The 15226-nt window shown below is 68.9% G+C and carries 22 protein-coding genes and 2 pseudogenes; 15 read left to right on the top strand and 9 right to left on the bottom strand.

What is annotated here, in order from left to right:
• Positions 1 to 347: 347 nt before the first annotated feature.
• From ACO0M4_RS00390 to ACO0M4_RS00375, 4 genes and pseudogenes are all read left to right on the top strand, one after another.
• Entirely contained in the window at positions 348 to 830 is a 483-nt protein-coding gene (locus tag ACO0M4_RS00390; protein ID WP_430367496.1) for a peroxiredoxin family protein, read from the top strand.
• A 357-nt stretch (positions 831 to 1187) separates the two neighbouring features.
• Complete coding sequence (locus ACO0M4_RS00385; protein ID WP_430367495.1) at positions 1188 to 1901, top strand: DJ-1/PfpI family protein; 714 nt, start codon at positions 1188 to 1190, stop codon at positions 1899 to 1901.
• 74 nt (positions 1902 to 1975) lie between these two features.
• Positions 1976 to 2419, top strand: a complete 444-nt coding sequence (locus ACO0M4_RS00380; RefSeq protein ID WP_430367494.1) for a MarR family winged helix-turn-helix transcriptional regulator — start codon at positions 1976 to 1978, stop codon at positions 2417 to 2419.
• A 195-nt stretch (positions 2420 to 2614) separates the two neighbouring features.
• A pseudogene (locus ACO0M4_RS00375) lies at positions 2615 to 2887 on the top strand (aminoglycoside phosphotransferase family protein); the annotation flags it as partial.
• A 336-nt stretch (positions 2888 to 3223) separates the two neighbouring features.
• Here the strand turns inward: ACO0M4_RS00375 and ACO0M4_RS00370 are convergent.
• Complete coding sequence (locus tag ACO0M4_RS00370; RefSeq protein WP_430367493.1) at positions 3224 to 3718, bottom strand: anthrone oxygenase family protein; 495 nt, start codon at positions 3716 to 3718, stop codon at positions 3224 to 3226.
• A 38-nt stretch (positions 3719 to 3756) separates the two neighbouring features.
• Complete coding sequence (locus ACO0M4_RS00365) at positions 3757 to 4407, bottom strand: maleylpyruvate isomerase family mycothiol-dependent enzyme (RefSeq protein WP_430367492.1); 651 nt, start codon at positions 4405 to 4407, stop codon at positions 3757 to 3759.
• Between the two features lie 71 nt (positions 4408 to 4478).
• Here ACO0M4_RS00365 and ACO0M4_RS00360 point away from each other — a divergent pair, with 71 nt between their 5' ends.
• Complete coding sequence (locus tag ACO0M4_RS00360) at positions 4479 to 5396, top strand: LysR family transcriptional regulator (protein WP_430367491.1); 918 nt, start codon at positions 4479 to 4481, stop codon at positions 5394 to 5396.
• Positions 5397 to 5582: 186 nt separating this feature from the next.
• Positions 5583 to 5738: pseudogene (locus tag ACO0M4_RS00355) on the top strand (ATP-binding protein); the annotation flags it as partial.
• A gap of 129 nt (positions 5739 to 5867) precedes the next feature.
• Here ACO0M4_RS00355 and ACO0M4_RS00350 read toward each other — a convergent pair.
• Positions 5868 to 6278 carry a RidA family protein gene (locus ACO0M4_RS00350; RefSeq protein WP_430367490.1) on the bottom strand — a complete coding sequence of 137 codons (411 nt, stop codon included), beginning with the start codon at positions 6276 to 6278 and terminating at the stop codon, positions 5868 to 5870.
• A gap of 424 nt (positions 6279 to 6702) precedes the next feature.
• On the opposite strand from ACO0M4_RS00350, the gene ACO0M4_RS00345 reads away from it, so the two are divergent.
• The 6 genes from ACO0M4_RS00345 to ACO0M4_RS00320 all read left to right on the top strand — a co-directional run bounded on the left by ACO0M4_RS00345 (position 6703) and on the right by ACO0M4_RS00320 (position 9064).
• Positions 6703 to 6894, top strand: coding sequence for a hypothetical protein (locus tag ACO0M4_RS00345; protein WP_430371163.1), 192 nt, complete (start codon positions 6703 to 6705; stop codon positions 6892 to 6894).
• On the top strand, positions 6878 to 7402 hold the full coding sequence (locus ACO0M4_RS00340; RefSeq protein WP_430367489.1) for a DUF6879 family protein: 525 nt from the start codon (positions 6878 to 6880) through the stop codon (positions 7400 to 7402). The genes ACO0M4_RS00345 and ACO0M4_RS00340 overlap by 17 nt, the downstream gene beginning before the upstream one ends.
• 189 nt (positions 7403 to 7591) lie before the next feature.
• A complete protein-coding gene (locus ACO0M4_RS00335) occupies positions 7592 to 7798 on the top strand; it encodes a hypothetical protein (protein WP_430367488.1) in 207 nt (68 codons plus the stop codon).
• Positions 7782 to 8306 (top strand): DUF6879 family protein, encoded by a 525-nt coding sequence (locus ACO0M4_RS00330; protein ID WP_430367487.1) that lies wholly within the window; start codon positions 7782 to 7784, stop codon positions 8304 to 8306. The genes ACO0M4_RS00335 and ACO0M4_RS00330 overlap by 17 nt, the downstream gene beginning before the upstream one ends.
• Entirely contained in the window at positions 8287 to 8691 is a 405-nt protein-coding gene (locus tag ACO0M4_RS00325) for a helix-turn-helix domain-containing protein (RefSeq protein WP_430367486.1), read from the top strand. The genes ACO0M4_RS00330 and ACO0M4_RS00325 overlap by 20 nt, the downstream gene beginning before the upstream one ends.
• A 178-nt stretch (positions 8692 to 8869) precedes the next feature.
• The gene (locus tag ACO0M4_RS00320) at positions 8870 to 9064 is read left to right on the top strand and encodes a hypothetical protein (RefSeq protein ID WP_430367485.1); all 195 of its coding nucleotides are present in this window, start codon (positions 8870 to 8872) and stop codon (positions 9062 to 9064) included.
• A 105-nt stretch (positions 9065 to 9169) separates the two neighbouring features.
• On the opposite strand, the gene ACO0M4_RS00315 is transcribed toward ACO0M4_RS00320, so the two are convergent.
• The 4 genes from ACO0M4_RS00315 to ACO0M4_RS00300 form a co-directional block, all read right to left on the bottom strand.
• Positions 9170 to 9445: an SCO4848 family membrane protein gene (locus ACO0M4_RS00315; RefSeq protein ID WP_430367484.1), complete on the bottom strand. Its 276-nt coding sequence runs from the start codon at positions 9443 to 9445 to the stop codon at positions 9170 to 9172.
• 92 nt (positions 9446 to 9537) lie between these two features.
• Positions 9538 to 9963 (bottom strand): hypothetical protein, encoded by a 426-nt coding sequence (locus tag ACO0M4_RS00310; protein WP_430367483.1) that lies wholly within the window; start codon positions 9961 to 9963, stop codon positions 9538 to 9540.
• Entirely contained in the window at positions 9948 to 10322 is a 375-nt protein-coding gene (locus ACO0M4_RS00305) for a hypothetical protein (RefSeq protein ID WP_430367482.1), read from the bottom strand. The genes ACO0M4_RS00310 and ACO0M4_RS00305 overlap by 16 nt, the downstream gene beginning before the upstream one ends.
• Complete coding sequence (locus tag ACO0M4_RS00300; RefSeq protein WP_430367481.1) at positions 10319 to 10774, bottom strand: ATP-binding protein; 456 nt, start codon at positions 10772 to 10774, stop codon at positions 10319 to 10321. The genes ACO0M4_RS00305 and ACO0M4_RS00300 overlap by 4 nt, the downstream gene beginning before the upstream one ends.
• A gap of 208 nt (positions 10775 to 10982) precedes the next feature.
• On the opposite strand from ACO0M4_RS00300, the gene ACO0M4_RS00295 reads away from it, so the two are divergent.
• The gene (locus ACO0M4_RS00295; protein ID WP_430367480.1) at positions 10983 to 11861 is read left to right on the top strand and encodes a helix-turn-helix domain-containing protein; all 879 of its coding nucleotides are present in this window, start codon (positions 10983 to 10985) and stop codon (positions 11859 to 11861) included.
• Positions 11858 to 12055, top strand: a complete 198-nt coding sequence (locus ACO0M4_RS00290; protein ID WP_430367479.1) for a DUF397 domain-containing protein — start codon at positions 11858 to 11860, stop codon at positions 12053 to 12055. Before ACO0M4_RS00295 ends, ACO0M4_RS00290 begins: the two co-directional genes overlap by 4 nt.
• Positions 12056 to 12129: 74 nt before the next feature.
• On the opposite strand, the gene ACO0M4_RS00285 is transcribed toward ACO0M4_RS00290, so the two are convergent.
• Positions 12130 to 13320, bottom strand: a complete 1191-nt coding sequence (locus ACO0M4_RS00285; RefSeq protein WP_430367478.1) for a trypsin-like serine peptidase — start codon at positions 13318 to 13320, stop codon at positions 12130 to 12132.
• Positions 13321 to 13672: 352 nt separating this feature from the next.
• Here ACO0M4_RS00285 and fabV point away from each other — a divergent pair, with 352 nt between their 5' ends.
• Positions 13673 to 14893 (top strand): enoyl-[acyl-carrier-protein] reductase FabV, encoded by a 1221-nt coding sequence (gene fabV / locus ACO0M4_RS00280; protein WP_430367477.1) that lies wholly within the window; start codon positions 13673 to 13675, stop codon positions 14891 to 14893.
• Positions 14894 to 14939: 46 nt separating this feature from the next.
• On the opposite strand, the gene ACO0M4_RS00275 is transcribed toward fabV, so the two are convergent.
• Entirely contained in the window at positions 14940 to 15152 is a 213-nt protein-coding gene (locus ACO0M4_RS00275) for a hypothetical protein (RefSeq protein ID WP_430367476.1), read from the bottom strand.
• Positions 15153 to 15226 lie beyond the last annotated feature (74 nt).

The raw sequence follows: 15226 nt of genomic DNA, 5'->3' as shown, positions 1-15226 counted from the left end.
GGCCCCGGCCGGCGCCATCGCTCTGCGGGGGTGCCCGATGTGCTGGGCGATCGGTCTGGCTCAGACCGTCTCCCGAGGCCGACTCGAACGCTCCTGCACCCAGGGCCGTTGCAAACCCACAGTCGCGCCACGCACCAGCGCGCCACGCCGCTCTGGATGATCACCCGCTTCGGGACCAACCGCCGCCTGAAACAGTCCCACAACTCGACGCCACTACACCCCGTACCGCTCAACGCACCAATCCAGCAAGGCCCGTTGGCCCCTGCCCGCGATGCCTCCGCGGCACACCGGCGCCATCGGTTCACGTCACAACGAGTCCACTTTCATGTCATCCGCAAGGAGCCCTCATGCTTGAGATCGGAACAACCGCACCTGACATCGCCCTGGAGGACACCGCCGGGCGCCCCGTGCGCTTGGCCGACCACCTCGGACAGCACGGCGTACTCGTCTACTTCATGAGGTCGACGTCGTGCCCGGTCTGCAACGGCCACGTCAAGGACCTGGCCAAGCACAGCGCCGAGTTCGCCACCAACGGCGTTCGCGTCCTCGTCGCCGTACCGGAGGGACGCCAGGAGGCCGCCGCCTGGCAGACCCGCAACGACCTGCCTTTCCTCGTCGTCACCGGTCGAGAAGGCAGCCCCCACGCGGCCGTCGGAATGATGAAAAAGGTCTTCGGGGCTATGCAGCAGTCCGGCAGCATCCTGGTCGACAGCCACGGCATCATCCGCCACACCCACAGCTCCACCCTGCCGACCGGCAGCTACGACAAGAAAGGCATCGCCCGAGCGATCGAGGAACTGCGCGGTCGGGATGCGGCCGTCGGAAACTGACCTCGGTCTCTGATGCCGCCCCAGCGGCGGGCCTGCGCCCAGGACACCGCCGGCTGGTCCTACGTCTGACCAGCCTGCATCCATCACGGCTGGATCGTTGGCGAGTGTGCGCACCTAGGGCGCTCCTGATGACTCTTGGGCGGATGAGCCGTCACGCGAAGAGGTTCGTGAGCCGATCCGTGCCACGTCCACCCCACCCGTGACCGGCGCAAGCGGATTTCACGAGCCATCAGAAACGGCCTGGAACGGAAGGCGGAGGAGCCGGGGCATTCGAGTGTGGGCAGCCCCCTTAAGGCAGCCTTACAGTCAGGCTTGTAGTCTGCCTGTAAGTACTGTCGAGGCGAGAGAAGAAGGAACATGACCGATGAACTGCGCAAGCTCGAAGTCGCGATCCTGGTGTGCCCCGGGTACCTGCCGGTCGATGTCATCGGATTCCACACGCTTCTGGGCTTCCAGCCGGAGGTGAACGTGCATCTCGTCTGGAAGGACCTGGACGAGCTGACGGGCTTCCCCCTCTTCCCCACGCGTGCAACCACCACGTTCGAGGACTGCCCGGCCGACCTCGACGTCCTGCTCGCGGGCGCGGTGCCCGCCGGGATCTGCGAGGACGCCGAGACACTGGAGTTCCTCGCCGACCGCGGCAGCCGCGCGAAGTGGGTCGCGGGTGTCTGCCTGGGCAGCGTGCTGCTGGGCGCGGCCGGGCTGCTCCGCGGGTACCGGGCCACCACCAACTTCCACGCGTACGACCTGTTGCCGTACTACGGGGCGACCCTGGTGCCGACCAACCGCGTCGTGGAGGACCGCAACCGCATCACCGCCGGCCCGGCGACCGGCGGACTCGAAATCGCGCTGCGGCTGATCCAGGACCTCCGGGGCACCGAGGCCGCGCGCCTGTCCGAACTGAACTGGGAGTACGCCCCGGAACCCCTGTTCGGCGTCGGTACGCCGGAGCTGGCCGGGCCCGAGCTGGCCGGGGCGTCGATGAGGAACTTCGACGGGGAGCACGCTGCCTTCCGGGAGCTGTCCAGGCGGGCCGCCGAGCGGCTCGGCGTCGTGGTGCCGCCGGCCTGAGCGGCGGTCGGCGGTGGCCTGGGACACTGAACACCGGGGGTTCCCGAACGTAGAGCCCCGGTAGGGAGTCACAGGTGAGCAAGGCGCCGGAGGGTGCGCTGCCGACCGTCGTACTGGTGATCGCCGCCGGGCGTCGTCTGCAGGAGCAGATGGAGGCCCGGCTCGTCGGCATCGGTCTGTCGGTGCGGCTGTTCAGTGCGCTCGGACATCTCTCGCGCGACGCCGAGCTGTCCTACAGCGACCTGGCCCGCCGTGCGGGGGTCACCAGTCAGAGCATGCGCGCCACCGTTCTCATGCTGGAGGAGATGGGGGCGGTGGAACGCAGCTTGCAGGGGCAGGGGCACCGCGCACGGCTGGAGCTGACCGACGAGGGGCGCGCGCTCCTCGCCAGGGCGCGGGACCTCGTGTCGGAACTGGACGCGGAGTTCCTGGCGGATGCGGACGAGGACCTCAAGGGGGCACTGGAAGAGGCGTGCCGACGCGCACTGGGGGGCTCGTTTCCGGTCAGACCGCAGTAGCGGCGGAGCCCTGCTGGAGCGATCGGCCGGTCGGCGAGGGAGCGTCGGCGCCTCGCGATGTCGCCCCCAGCCGAGAGCGCGGTCCCGATCTGGAGAAGCCGGCCGCTAGAGCGCTTCTGATGGCTCTCGGGCAGATTCGGAGCCGTCACGCGAAGAGGTTCGTGAGCCGATCCGCTCCACCCGTGACCGCCGCAAGCCTACGACGGCGGCACACTGCTGAAGTCCCGCGCGCTGAAGCTCCTCGAAGCGGATGACCTGCACAAGGCTGTCTGCCGCGTCTTGGACGTCTTCACCGAGGCCGCAGAACTCGACCGTGAACGCGTCCGACGGTGGGCCCAGTTCCATGCCGCCCAGACTGCGTTCTGGGGCCGCCGCCACGGGTTTCGTATCGCCCGCACTGGACCACGGCTGGACTGGCTCACCGAATTCGCCGACCGCCTGGCTGAGTTGCTCACCGAACGCTCGTAGAGCGGTACTGGTGCTGGCCGGGTCCGGTGAGTTGGCTTTATCGAGCAGTAGTGGGACCAGGCACAAATTCCGTGAGGACGATCAATGGGGTTTGGTCTCGGTGACGTAGCGTCATCGGGGACCGTGGTCGACGTTCAGGACGTGCTTACCGAAGCGAGCCTTGCTCGTCGACGAACCATGCCGCGGGCGAGTGATGTTCCTGGGTTTTGGAAGCGTGAAGGTGCGTGCCGCGGGACGTTCGTTGTGCGGTGCAAGGAGCCCGATCAGCTGTCCAGTTCCCGCCCCCGAGCGAGCCCCGGCTCCGCCGCACGGACAGCGCTGGCACTGGCCGCGAGTTCAGACCGTTTCCTGCGGCTTATCTGCCGTCGGGTATGGAGTGGTCTTCCGCAGGGCGAGGAAGGTGAGGAGGGCGAACGCCACCACGGCGGTGAGGGTACGGGCGTCGTTGAACAGCTCCCAGCGGTGCAGGATGCTCGCGTGGTCGGCCGGCGGTGCGGTGGCAGCCCACTGCTTGATGCGGCCGTTGATCGGGACGTTCCCGAACCGGGTGATCAGGAAGGACGCGACGGTCAGGAACCCCGCCGCGGCCGCGAGGACTCGGGGCCTGCCGCGTGTGAGGGCGGCCAGGGCGAGGGTGCTGAGGGCGGAGACCGCCATGGCCCCCTGCATGGTGATCCCGTTCATTTTCATCAGCTCGGCATGGAAGTGGAGTCTCATATCGAGTGGCACGGCGTTGAAGGTCGGGACGAGGTTCGCGGCGCCGTAGCCGAAGGCACCGGCAAGCAGGCCGGTGGAAAGCAGGGACAGTCCCTGGAGGAGTCGGGTGCGCATGATGGGGCCTTTCTCGGGGACGCGAGCGGTGTCCGCGTTCAGACGGCGGTGAAGCGGCTGCTCGGTTCGCCCCGGAGCCGGCCGGGTGGAAGCCTGCGGCCGAAGGCGAGCAGGAGGAGGTCCTGGGCGGCGCCGTACACGGGGGAGCCTGATCCGTACGACCAGTCCAGGTCCTCGGCACACAGCCGTACTCCGCCGATGTCGGCGCCGAAGAACCTCAGGCCGCTGGGCCGAATCCCGTCGAGCAGCACCCGCAGCCGGTCCTCGGGGACACGCCGGTCCAGGCCGAGGGCGACCGTGATGTCCAGGCCGTGCACCACGTCGTGGCCGAGCGCGGCTTGGAATCCACCGACCGGCGGAGTCCAGGGGTGGTGAGCGCCCTCCCGCAGGAACGCGGCGAGTTCGGCGGTGGAATGGGCAGCCGCGTCCCTGCGCGCGACGCGGTCGGTCATGCGGTGCAGGTTTCCCCGGGCCCTGGCCAACTCGCCGAGCGTCGCGGGCAGGGAGAGACGGAACCCCATCGACATGTGGGCTGTGACCTCACGGATCCGCCATCCCGCGCAGAGACTCGGCTCGTCCCACTGGGCGGGCCGCAGGCCGTCGAGCAGGTCGGCCAGCTCCTGGCGTTCCGCCGCGATCAAGGTCCTGACCTCGGCGTCCCTGTGCTTGCGAGATGTCGCATTCTCCATGTGATCAACCCTGCGGCCAGCCGAACCATATGTCCAATAGATGGATGTGCTGCGATCTAGAATCAACGCTTATGGAGCTTCGCCAGCTGCGCTACTTCGTCACCGTCGTCGAGGAGGGCGGCTTCACCCGCGCCGCTGCCCGGCTGCATCTTTCCCAGCCGGGGCTCAGCGCCCAGATCCGCCAGCTTGAGAAAGAGCTCGGGCAGCCTCTCCTTGAGCGGTCCAACCGGTCAGTGACGCCGACCGAGGTGGGCCGGGCCGTCCTGCCGTACGCGCGAGCCGCGTTGGCTGCCGCGGACGCGGTGCGACACGCCGTGGACGAGCACGCCGGACTGCTGCGCGGCCGGGTCACGCTCGGACTGGTCTCCGGTGCCACCGGCCACGCCTTCGACGTTGCCTCGTTCCTCGCGGACTTCCACGACACCCACCCCGCCCTGGAGATCGCGCTGACCGAGGACACCTCGGAGCGGATGCAGGCCGCGCTACTGGCCGGCGAGATCGACATCGCCCTCCTCGGACCCACCGGAACAGAACCTCCTCCCGGCCTCTCCTACCGGACGGTCATCGATGCTCCGCTCGGCGCCGCCGTTGCACCCGGCGACCCACTCCTCACCCCAACCGACCGCACCGGCGTCCCCCTGGCCGATCTGCGGGACCGCCCGCTGATCTGCCTACCGCGCGGCACCGGAGTCCGGGAAGCCCTTGAACGCGCCTGCGCGCAGGCAGGATTCCGGCCTCGGGTCGCCTTCGAGGCGGCGGCCCCCCACGTGCTCGCGCAGCTCGCCACCCGGGGCCTGGGCGTCGCCGTGCTGCCCCTCGACGAGGAGGCGCCCGGTCTTGCCGGACCCCTGCGAGCCCTGCAGATCGTCCAGCCCCGGATCCGTGCCCGCATCGTCCTCGCCTGGCCGGCCACCGGACCCGCGAGCCCCGCGGCCCGGGCGCTCCTCGACCGCATGCGCGATGCCCTGCCGAAGGCACCCACGCTGTAGGGCGGGTACAGGCCGCCTCCTCCGGATCTTGCCTGCCCCGTACGCCCGGCAAGATCCGAATGGGACGGCCTACCCCGACACACCGAAGGTGCGCTCTCGGAACTCCCGTTCAAGCCGGTGATCGACGAGATCCTGCGGGCTGATCTGGACGCGCCGCGCAAGCAGCGGCACACGGTCACCCGGATCTTCGGCGGCTGGACGAAGACGTTCACGGACCCGCGGCTCTGCGCGGCCATTGTCGACCGCCTGACCTTCAACGGCACCATCATCGAGACCGGCACCGACTCCTACCGCCTCGCCTCCACCCGGGCACGAGCCGAGGAGCCCGCCAAGACCGGCTGACCTCAGAGAGCTTCCTGCCTCGATTGCCGGCCGCTCTGACAGGCGGCCGGCGATCCCCGCATCAGCGGTGCTGCTGCCAGGCACTTCCGGTTCAGGCCGCGCTCAGCCGCAGCATTGTGTCAGTTGACGTCAAGAGTCGAGCACGGCGGCGACGGCCTCGATCTCGACGAGCTGGTCCTTGTAGCCGAGGACAGTGACGCCCATCAAGGTGCTGGGGACGTCATGGTCAGAGAACGAGTCCCGGACTACCTCCCAGGCAGCCACCAGATCCTCCCGCCGGGCCGATGCGACAAGAACCCTTGTACTGATGACGTCCTGGAGTGACGCACCGGAGGCAGCAAGAGCAGCCTCCATGTTCTCGACGGCTTTCAACGCCTGACCCGCGTAGTCCCCGATCGCTGCCGTCGAGCCGTCATCGTTCAGGGGACACGCCCCAGCGAGGAAGATCAGGCGGGAGTCGGCGGGCGCCGTGGCTGCGTAGGCGTACTCGGCGACATCGGACAGAGAGGCGGAGCGAATCAGAGTGATGGCACGAGCCACGGTCGTCAGGTCCTTTCCCATCGAGTGTTGAGCGCGGACATCCTGCCAACAACCCGTTGGCACCCGCCTTCCCTTTTTCTCGCCGCGCCCACGGCAACGCCGTCATTACGGCCGGATGGAGCCGCGCTCGCCGTCCGGGCCGGGACCCTCGAAGCCCTCTCGCCCCGTGTCCCGGTTCCCGCTCGCCTTCGGGGGGAGCTGGTGCATCTGGTTCACCTTTCACAAACAACTCACTGTCACAACGTCAGGACTGGGCGAAAGAGCAGGTCAGAGCAGCTGACACCGTTCCCCGTCGGTGGGCCGCCAGAACCGGGAAACCGTGCGCGCCGCCGGTTTCCCGTTTCTGCAACTCTGCCTCCTTGCCTCACATGCGCCGTTGCCGGAACGATCGAACGGGAACCAGAACCGCGAAGAAGGGGCGGCTGTGGAAGTCACCGTGCTCGCGACATCATGCGACAAGAAGGACTGCCCAACGATCTACAAGACGGACCGGAACACCCTCCTGGTGCAGGGTGCGACCCCGACCGATCACGGGTTGCGGATTCCTGCCCACGAAACCTTGGTGGAGATCCCGCTCGAACTGCTCCAGAAGGCCATCAGTGACAACCTCATCTAGAACGCTGGGCAGTCTCTTCGACACCTTCGACCGGGAGGCATTTCGGCTGGAGACCCTGGACGACTACAGCCGATCGGGCAGCGTCGACGCGTACCGGGCCTTCCTGGCCGGCCAGGACCGGCCCGACGGTTACAACGCCGACTGGCTGGAGGAGGTCAAGGGACTGGTGGATTCCGGGCGACGGATATACCGCGTCCACGTCCTTACGCGCCCCCTGACTCCGTACCTGCGATTCGAACTCGGGTGGGGCTACGTCACGAACGCGACGGCAGGAGAGGAATTCTTCATCCTCGACGCCACGGATCGCCCCAACCCCCTAGTCGGCGTAGGGGACTTCTGGCTGTTCGACTCCGTCACGGCCGCGCCGATGAGCTATGACCACGAGGGAAAGTTCCTCGGGGCCGACGTGCTGCCCGACGACCGCGGCCCTGAATACGTCACCCACCGGGACACGGCACTCGCTCATGCGGTGCCCTTCGCGAACTGGTGGGCAGAACACGGCGAGTGAACCGTTCGGAGCCGGGTGCGGCGCTGCGGGTGCTGCGACAAGCTCACGAAAACGGTCCGCTGCGCTTGCCTCCATTTGGGTTTATGCCAGGACGCGCATAAGGAGCGTGGTCGCATGGACGCCTGCGGACGGCCCCCGTACCGTCATAGCCAGTTGACCCAACCAAGGTCATAAGCAAGGGGGTTCGACATGCCGCGTGAGGAACTGACCCGGCTTACCGGCAACGGCAACGGCACCTGTGGCGATGAGGACTGCCCGAACGTCTACCGGACGGCGCGCGGCTCCCTCGTCGTCCAGGGAAGTGTTTCGGGGGCGTTCACGCCGCCGTCCGGAGAGGCTTTGGTGGAAATTCCGGAAGAGGTCCTGAGGGAGGCAGTACGTGCTCTTGGATGGTGACGAGTGGCGTCGCCGATTCACGGAGATCAATCGGGAGGCGTGGCGGCTGGAGACGCTGCCGCAGTACCTCATGCCGCATGAGGTGGAAGAGTTCGCGGCCTTTCGTGAGGGGCGGCCGCCGACCCCGCGCGCAACCTCCGCATACACCGAACGCGTCGCACGTCAGCGAGCGGAGGGGAAACGCAACGGCCGGGTGCACATCGTGACGCAGCCGCTCTCCGAGTATCTGCAGTTCGAGTTCGCGCGCTATTACAAGGCGCATGCCCAGGCCGGGGACGACATTCGCATTCTCGACGTGACCGATCGCCCCAACCCCCTGGAGCGGGTCCAGGACTTCTGGATTTTCGACCGCGCAGAAGTCGCACTCATGAACTACGAGGCGGATGGCAGGCAGATCAATCGTGAGGTCTTCGAAGGAGACGTGTCTCCGTTCATCGAATATCAGCGGATCGCGGTGACCGAGTCGGTCCCCTTCGAGGAATACGTGAATGGTGGCCATAGAGCCTGACCGGCTTGGCCAGTCCGGTCTGGAACTGGCAGCCATGCTCAAGCACCTGCGCAACCAAGCTGGGCTCTCCGGAGTCCGGCTTGCCGCGCGTTGCCATATGTCACAATCCAAGATCAGCCGCCTCGAAGGGAACAAGCTCCGCCCTTCCTTGGTGGATGTTGAGCAGATCTTGAGAGGAGTCGACGCCTCCCCCGCCGTCGCGGCCGAAGTAATGGCCATGGCTCGAATAGCTCAGACGGAATGGCAGGACCGTAAGGCCCTGCACCGAAAAGGGCTGGACAAGAAGCAGCTGGAGCTAGCCGGACTGGAGGCGGTCACCAGACCTACGCGCCCAAGGGCCAGCGGTGCTCCGCTTGTCTGGAGCCGATCCAGACGTTCGAGCTGACTCGCCGAGGTCGGATCGAACGCACCTCCGGCCCGTCCATGGTGATCTACCGGCATGCCGGTACGTGCCCGAAGCAGCCGGGGCGGGGCGGGGCACCCAACCGCGGGAAACCCTGCGGGCCTTCGGGCCGTGTCTCCGACGGTACGGGCACGGCCCCTCACGAGAGTGGAGTTGGTCGATGAGCGCTGTGGCGGTCGAAACGATGGACACACGCCCGCGCGACGCCGAGGGCTGGCCCGGCGTCCCGTTCCGGCACCCCCGGGACCTGGAGGTCGTCACCGAGGACGACGGCGGGAAGCACGATGGCGGACCCATGCCGCCCGAGGCGCCCCGCGATCCCGCTCCGCAGCCCAGCGGCGGAGAGGAAGAGTGAGCCGATGACGGCCTGGACCTTCCCCTACCGGTGATCGTTCGCACCCACCGCAGCCCCCGTCCCATAGCGGGGGCTGCCTGGGGCAAGGAGGTCTGCCGCGGCCCCTCAGACCTCCGTCGCCGCGCCCTCCACCGCGCCCGCCGCCGTCTCGCGGCGCAGGGCGCGCAGGCCCCGGAATCCGAGTACGCCGATCGCGGTGCCCAGGAGGAAGGACACGATGGCCAGGGTGAGGTGGATCCAGAAGTACGTGGTGGGGTTCCCGTGATCGAAAGCCAGCCCGCTGGCGTCCTTGATCAAGTTCTTGACGAAGGTGACCCAGACCACCCACGACCACGCGCCGAAGGCGAGGAGGAACCAGGAGACCGGGCGACTGAGCTTCATGGGGTGTGTCCTCTGCTGCGGGGGAGCCTGCCTTGCCAGTATCCGTGATCGAATTTCGGGGCCGTCCGCGCCCTGCGCCCTGCGCCGAGCGATCACCACAGGGCGCCGGCACCGAAGCCTTCCGCCCGGCCGCCTCCCTGGCAGCGCCGCGGCCCGGTCCGGCTGACGACCGGCAGGAAGAGCACCGGGAGGGCCGACCATTCCACCCACGTTCCGGCGCAGTTGAGCGCCAGCCCGCACGGCTCCCCGCGGTGCAGCGCGGACACCGCCCCCAGGCATCCGTCCCCGTCCACCTCGCGCAGCGCCCGCTCGCGCGCCCGTCCGGACAGACCGGCGGCCAGCCGGCGGGCGTCCGCGGCGATCTCCCGTACGGCCCGCAGCGGAGTGCCGACCGCGAGGGACGTCCAGGACGCCACCTCGTCCGCGTGCACGGAGCGGTACACCGTCCGCTCGCACCAGATCCCGGGCACGGCCAGTTCCGTCTCCGGCCGGCCCGGCCACGTCACGCCGCCAGCCACGTCGCCCCCTGACTCTGCACGGTGCCGTTCTCGTACGCGCCGACGGCCCCGCCGCCAGGCCGGGCCACGAGGGCGTACGCGCACCCTTCGGCGTCAACGACGGTCAGGGTGACGGGATTTCCGGCCATCAGCCCGCCCACCGCCCGGCCGAAATCGACCTGGTCGCCGAGCCAGCCCCACTCCCCCACCCCGGGCGGCACCCCTAACTGCTGCGCGACCTGCTCCGCCCGTGTCCGCACCCATCGCACGGCCCGGCGCGGCGAGTACGTCACCACGCCCCCGAGGTCGATCGACGGCCCGGACGGGCGGTGGACGACCAACTCCGCCCGGTAGACCGCCACGTCCCCCTCGGCGGTCACGACATCTCCCTTACAGGCAAAGGGAGTTCGGCCCACACCACTTTTCCGGTGTCGCCCCGGACCACACCCCAACCACTTGCCAAGGCGCCCACGAGCACTAAGCCACGACCACATTCCGCTTCCTCCTCGACCCCCGTCGACTCATTGACCACTGGCTCCTCGTCGCTCACGTCGTGCACCTCCAGCCGCAGGCGGTCGTCCGACCGCACGAACCGGACTCCGATCGCGGGCACGGGTGCCGGCCGCGCGACATGCGCCCGCACCGCGTTGGTGACGAGTTCCGACGTCAACAGCTCGGCGGATGCGGCGAGTTCACCCCCGATGCGCCATGCGCGGAGTTGCCGCCGCAGCTCCCTGCGGGCCCACCCGACGCTGCGCGCATCGGCCGGGAGCCGGTAGGCGACTGCAGAAGCGACGGGCGAAGTTGCTACGAACCGGGCGCGTGCGGACATGGCTATCCCCTTGGTGCGCATGACGGAGCGGCGTCATTACGCAATGCACTGATGCGCATGCATTGCGTGACGACCCTCACGGTAGGGCGTCATGCGATCCGCGCGCAAGCCATGTCAGCGCAAGTTGCGATTGCAGTGTGTGAGCGCGCAGACTGGTTCCGTTACGACTCAACGCGGCACACTGAGGCCATCGTTGAAAGGAGCGCTCATGCCCGCAGGTGGGAGGCCGACGGTGCGCAGCCGCAGGCTCGGCAACGCACTGAGGCGCTATCGGGAGGCGGCCGGCCTGGATCAGGCGGACAGCGCCGAGGCCATCATGAAGTCCGTCTCGAAGGTCAGCCGTTTGGAGAGTGGGCAGACGACTGCGTCAGCCCTGGAGGTCCGGACGCTGCTGGATCTTTACGGAGTGAAGGACCCAGACGAGCGGGCCAAGCTGCTCGAATGGGCACGGAAGAGCAACGAGCGGGGCTGGTGGATCGACTATCAGGAAGCAGTCGGGGACGGTTACGCCCACCACATCGCCCTCGAACATGAGGCCACGTACATCAGGGTCTGGGAACCCGTGCTTGTTCCGGGCCTCTTGCAGACTCCCGAGTACACCGAAGCCGTCATGGCCACAGGGCCCAGATGCATCCCGCGCGAACAGGTTGCTGAACTGACGAAACTCCGCCAGGAACGACAACGGCGGATCGAGGAGGGTGGAGCCTACTTCACGGCGATCATCTGGGAACCAGCCCTAACGGCACTGCTGTCTGAACCGCTCGTTGGCACTGGTCAGTTGGCACACCTCCTGGAAGTGAGAAAGCGGCAGAACGTCACGATTCAGCTGCTCCCGGCGTCGGCGAGCCTGGTTGCTGGCATGTCGAGCGCCTTCTGGGCCTTCTCATACGGGGGAGAAGCAAACGTAGAAGCCGTAACGCTCGACAACCCCGCGCACACCAACGTTGTGGAAGCGCCGGAAGATCTCGCCCGCTATGTCAACGTCTTCGACCAGCTACGCTCGGCCGCACTGCCGCCGGACAGAAGCGCCGAGCGCATCCAGAATCTCCTTGAAGACGGAACGCCGCACAAGGAAGTGAAAACATGAAGCCCGAGCCCATAGGCGCGTTTCGGAAGTCCTCGTACTCGAACCAGGAAGGAGCCTGCGTGGAGGTCGCCCCCACCATCACCGGCGGCCACGCCGTCCGCGACAGCAAGAACCTCGCCGGGCCCCACCTCGTCTTCCCCTCCGACGCCTGGGGCGCGTTCACCAAGGCGCTGAAGGACGGCGACCGCGTCTGACACCGGCGAGCCCCCGGACCCGCTCAACAACCGCGGGTCGGGGGCTCGTTCCGTAATGGTCGGGACGCGCTGTCCTACTGCCCCGCGAACTTCCGACTGACCGTGTCGAAGACGCGTTGCGCCTCCGGGCCCAGGTACGGGCCGGCGAGCCAGGTGTGGGCGTTGGAGCTGATCGAGGTGTTGGAGATCAGCGTGAGTTTGCCGTTACGGCCGACGAACCAGCCGCCGCCGGACGTGCCGCCGGTCATGGTGCAGCCGATCCGGTCCATGGCGGGCGTGCCCTGCTGCATGGTGAGGCGGCCGGGCCGGTCGAGGCAGGCCATCATGCGGGCGCCGTCGTAGGGCGGCGCGGCCGGGTAGCCGAACGCCTTGACCGAGTTGATGCGGTCGGCGTGCGGGGCGTTGAACCAGACCTGGGCGGCCGCGCCGACGGTCTCCTGGAGGGACTTGCCGCCGCCGTTCTCCGGCCGGACGTGCAGCACCGCGAAGTCGTACGCGGAACCGCCGTTGCCGGACTCGGTGCTGCCCATGTTGATCCACTCGCCGGACGTGCTGATCCAGTCCGCCCAGAAGCGGCCGTAGGGGGTGACCTGCTGGGTCGGGGTGGTGCCGACCTGGCTCATCGGGACGCCGGTGTCGTTGTACGACGGGACGAAGACGATGTTGCGCATCCAGCCGCCCTGCCGGCCGGAGTGGACGCAGTGGCCGGCGGTCCACACCAGGTTGGACTTTCCGGGGTGCGCCGGGTCCTCGACGATGGTGCCGGAGCAGACCATCGGGCCCTTGGGGCTGTCGAAGAAGATCTTCCCGACCGGGGCCATGTTGCGGTGGTAGGGGCGGGTGACCTCTTGGGCGTTGATCGGCCGGGGTTCGGGGTCGCTGGCACCGTAGCCGCCGACCGCCTCGCCGGCCCGGACGCCGACGTCGGGGGCCGCCTGGGCCTGCGCCAGCCGGTCCGGCTTCCAGTGGTCCTTGATGATCGGGTTGGCGAAGTCTTGGGCCTTGTGCGCCCACTTGTCCCAGTTCTTCCAGCCGCCGTCCTTCCACTTCTTCAGGTCGTCGAGGCTGGTCGGCGCCCCGTCGGGCAGGTGCGGGCCGCCGGCCTTCTGGTTCCCAGCCGCCGAACTCCCGCCCGCGGCCGCGGTGTTGTCGGGGCCACAGGCGGTCGCGGTGGTGGCGAGCAGCACGGCGGTGGCCGCGGCGGCGAGTCCGACCCGGCGGCGCCGGGAGCGGCCCCGGGGTGCCCGGGACGGCGTGGGCGTCATGGGCGGCGTGGACGGCGTGGACGGTATGGACGGTATGGACGACGCGGAAGACGCGGAAGACGTAGACGACGTAGACGACGCGAAAGACGTAGAAGACGTAGAAGACGTGGACGACGTGGACGACGTGGACGGCATGGTGTCGTTCCCCCCTGGTGCGTATGAACGTGCCGGTGCGGCGCGGCACGGTGGTGGCGCCGGCACCGGTTGGTACTCCCCTGCTGGCTGTCATGCCCCTGCTGGGGCCGCGCTCTACTATGCCGTTCCGCCGCTCCGGGCGGGGCGAGGGGTCGTGCCCGTCGGAAGATCGAGACAATCACTGTTGTCCTGTCCGAACCGTCCCAAGGACCCCAACGTGACCGATCGCGTCATCGACCGTCCCCGCAGCCGCGGCTTCCTCTTCCTCGACTCCCACCCCGCCGGGTGCCGGCAGTTGGTCTCCGACATGTGGGAGGCCGTGCCCGCGCCGGCCGCGACGCCGCCGGCCGACGGCCCGGTGGCCCTCGTCATCGGCTCGTCCGCCGGCTACGGCCTGGCCGCCACCCTGGCCGGCCTCAAGCGCGCCGGGATCCGCGGCATCGGCGTCTGCTTCGAGAAGCCGGGCAGCGCCCGGCGCACCGCCACCGCCGGCTGGTACCGCACGGCCGCGACCGCCGAGCTCGCCCACGAGGCCGGCCGGGACATGGTCTTCGTCAACGGGGACGCGTTCTCCGACGAGATCAAGGAGCAGGTCGCCGACCTGTTGGAGCAGCGGTTCGGGGGGCGGCTGGACCACCTGATCTACTCGGTCGCCGCGCCCCGCCGTACCGACCCGGAGACCGGCACCACCTACGCCTCGGTCCTCCAGCCGATCGGCGCGCCGTCCCGTACCAGGACCCTGGTCTTCGGCGACGCGGGCGCGCCCGAGGTCAAGGAGGTGGAGACCGCGCCGGCCGCCGAGGTGGACATCGCGCAGACCGTGGCGGTGATGGGCGGCGCCGACTGGGAGCGGTGGATCGACCACCTGGCCGGCCGCGGTCTGCTCGCCGACGGCTTCTCCACCGCGGCGCTCTCCTACATCGGCTCGTCGCTGACCGAGGCGATCTACCGCAAGGGCACCATCGGCGCGGCCAAGGCCCATCTGGAGGGCACCGCCCGGGTCCTCGACAAGCGGCTGTCCGAGCTGGTCGGTGGGCGTGCGGTGACCTCCGTCAACGGTGCCGCGGTCACCCAGTCCTCCACCGCCATTCCGGGGATCGCGCTCTACGTCGGGCTGCTGCGCGGCGTCCTCGGCGAGCGGCTGGTGCCGCCGACCACCCAGCTGAGCGACCTGTGGGACCAGCTCACCGGGGCCCGTCCGCTCGACCTGGACGAGGCGGGCCGGGTCCGCCTGGACACCTGGGAGCTGAACCCGGAGGTGCAGGCCGCGGTCGCCGAGCGGTGGCAGGCGGCCACGACGGAGAACATCGCGGAACTCGCCGACCTGAGCTGGTTCCACAGCGAGGTGCAGCGCCTCTACGGCTTCGCGGTGCCCGGCGTCGACTACGGCGCGGCGGTGCCCACCGAGGTGCCGTGGCCGGGGCAGCAGCCGGCCTGACGGTCGGCGCCCCGCGGCACGGGGCGCATCGGCGGGGGCGGGCCGGTCAGCAGGGGTGGGCCGGTACTCGGGGGTCCCGGTGGCCCGCCCCTACCCCGTGTCGGTACTGCTCGATCTGGTCACGGGTCGGGTACCACTTCTTGTCGCAACGATGGCACCACCAGCGCCAGTTGTCCCAGTGGACCTCGGTGGTGGTGGTGTCCTTCCACAGGCGGTCGTGGCACTCGGGGGTCGGGCAGTGCGGCGGCGGCAGGGGCATGGCGGGCCGGGCCTTTCGTGCGCCGGGGTGGATCCCCGGGCGGGTCTGGGGCGCCTCCCAGCCTGGAGCGCCGC

The sequence above is a fragment of the Streptomyces sp. RGM 3693 genome (assembly GCF_050471125.1).
Lineage (GTDB): Bacteria > Actinomycetota > Actinomycetes > Streptomycetales > Streptomycetaceae > Streptomyces.
The sequence above is the reverse complement of the archived record's forward strand: the minus strand, read 5'-3'. Positions and strand labels throughout refer to the sequence as shown.

Bases quoted from the DNA above. Each gene is read 5' to 3' on its own strand.
- ACO0M4_RS00365 (WP_430367492.1), bottom strand. From the start codon at position 4,407: ATGGAGAATGCGACATCTCGCAAGCACAGGGACGCCGAGGTCAGGACC.
- ACO0M4_RS00385 (WP_430367495.1), top strand. From the start codon at position 1,188: ATGACCGATGAACTGCGCAAGCTCGAAGTCGCGATCCTGGTGTGCCCC.
- ACO0M4_RS00335 (WP_430367488.1), top strand. From the start codon at position 7,592: ATGCCGCGTGAGGAACTGACCCGGCTTACCGGCAACGGCAACGGCACC.
- ACO0M4_RS00295 (WP_430367480.1), top strand. From the start codon at position 10,983: ATGCCCGCAGGTGGGAGGCCGACGGTGCGCAGCCGCAGGCTCGGCAAC.
- ACO0M4_RS00285 (WP_430367478.1), bottom strand. From the start codon at position 13,320: ATGACGCCCACGCCGTCCCGGGCACCCCGGGGCCGCTCCCGGCGCCGC.
- ACO0M4_RS00300 (WP_430367481.1), bottom strand. From the start codon at position 10,774: ATGTCCGCACGCGCCCGGTTCGTAGCAACTTCGCCCGTCGCTTCTGCA.
- ACO0M4_RS00370 (WP_430367493.1), bottom strand. From the start codon at position 3,718: ATGCGCACCCGACTCCTCCAGGGACTGTCCCTGCTTTCCACCGGCCTG.
- ACO0M4_RS00390 (WP_430367496.1), top strand. From the start codon at position 348: ATGCTTGAGATCGGAACAACCGCACCTGACATCGCCCTGGAGGACACC.
- ACO0M4_RS00360 (WP_430367491.1), top strand. From the start codon at position 4,479: ATGGAGCTTCGCCAGCTGCGCTACTTCGTCACCGTCGTCGAGGAGGGC.
- ACO0M4_RS00275 (WP_430367476.1), bottom strand. From the start codon at position 15,152: ATGCCCCTGCCGCCGCCGCACTGCCCGACCCCCGAGTGCCACGACCGC.
- ACO0M4_RS00320 (WP_430367485.1), top strand. From the start codon at position 8,870: ATGAGCGCTGTGGCGGTCGAAACGATGGACACACGCCCGCGCGACGCC.
- ACO0M4_RS00315 (WP_430367484.1), bottom strand. From the start codon at position 9,445: ATGAAGCTCAGTCGCCCGGTCTCCTGGTTCCTCCTCGCCTTCGGCGCG.
- ACO0M4_RS00325 (WP_430367486.1), top strand. From the start codon at position 8,287: ATGGTGGCCATAGAGCCTGACCGGCTTGGCCAGTCCGGTCTGGAACTG.
- ACO0M4_RS00290 (WP_430367479.1), top strand. From the start codon at position 11,858: ATGAAGCCCGAGCCCATAGGCGCGTTTCGGAAGTCCTCGTACTCGAAC.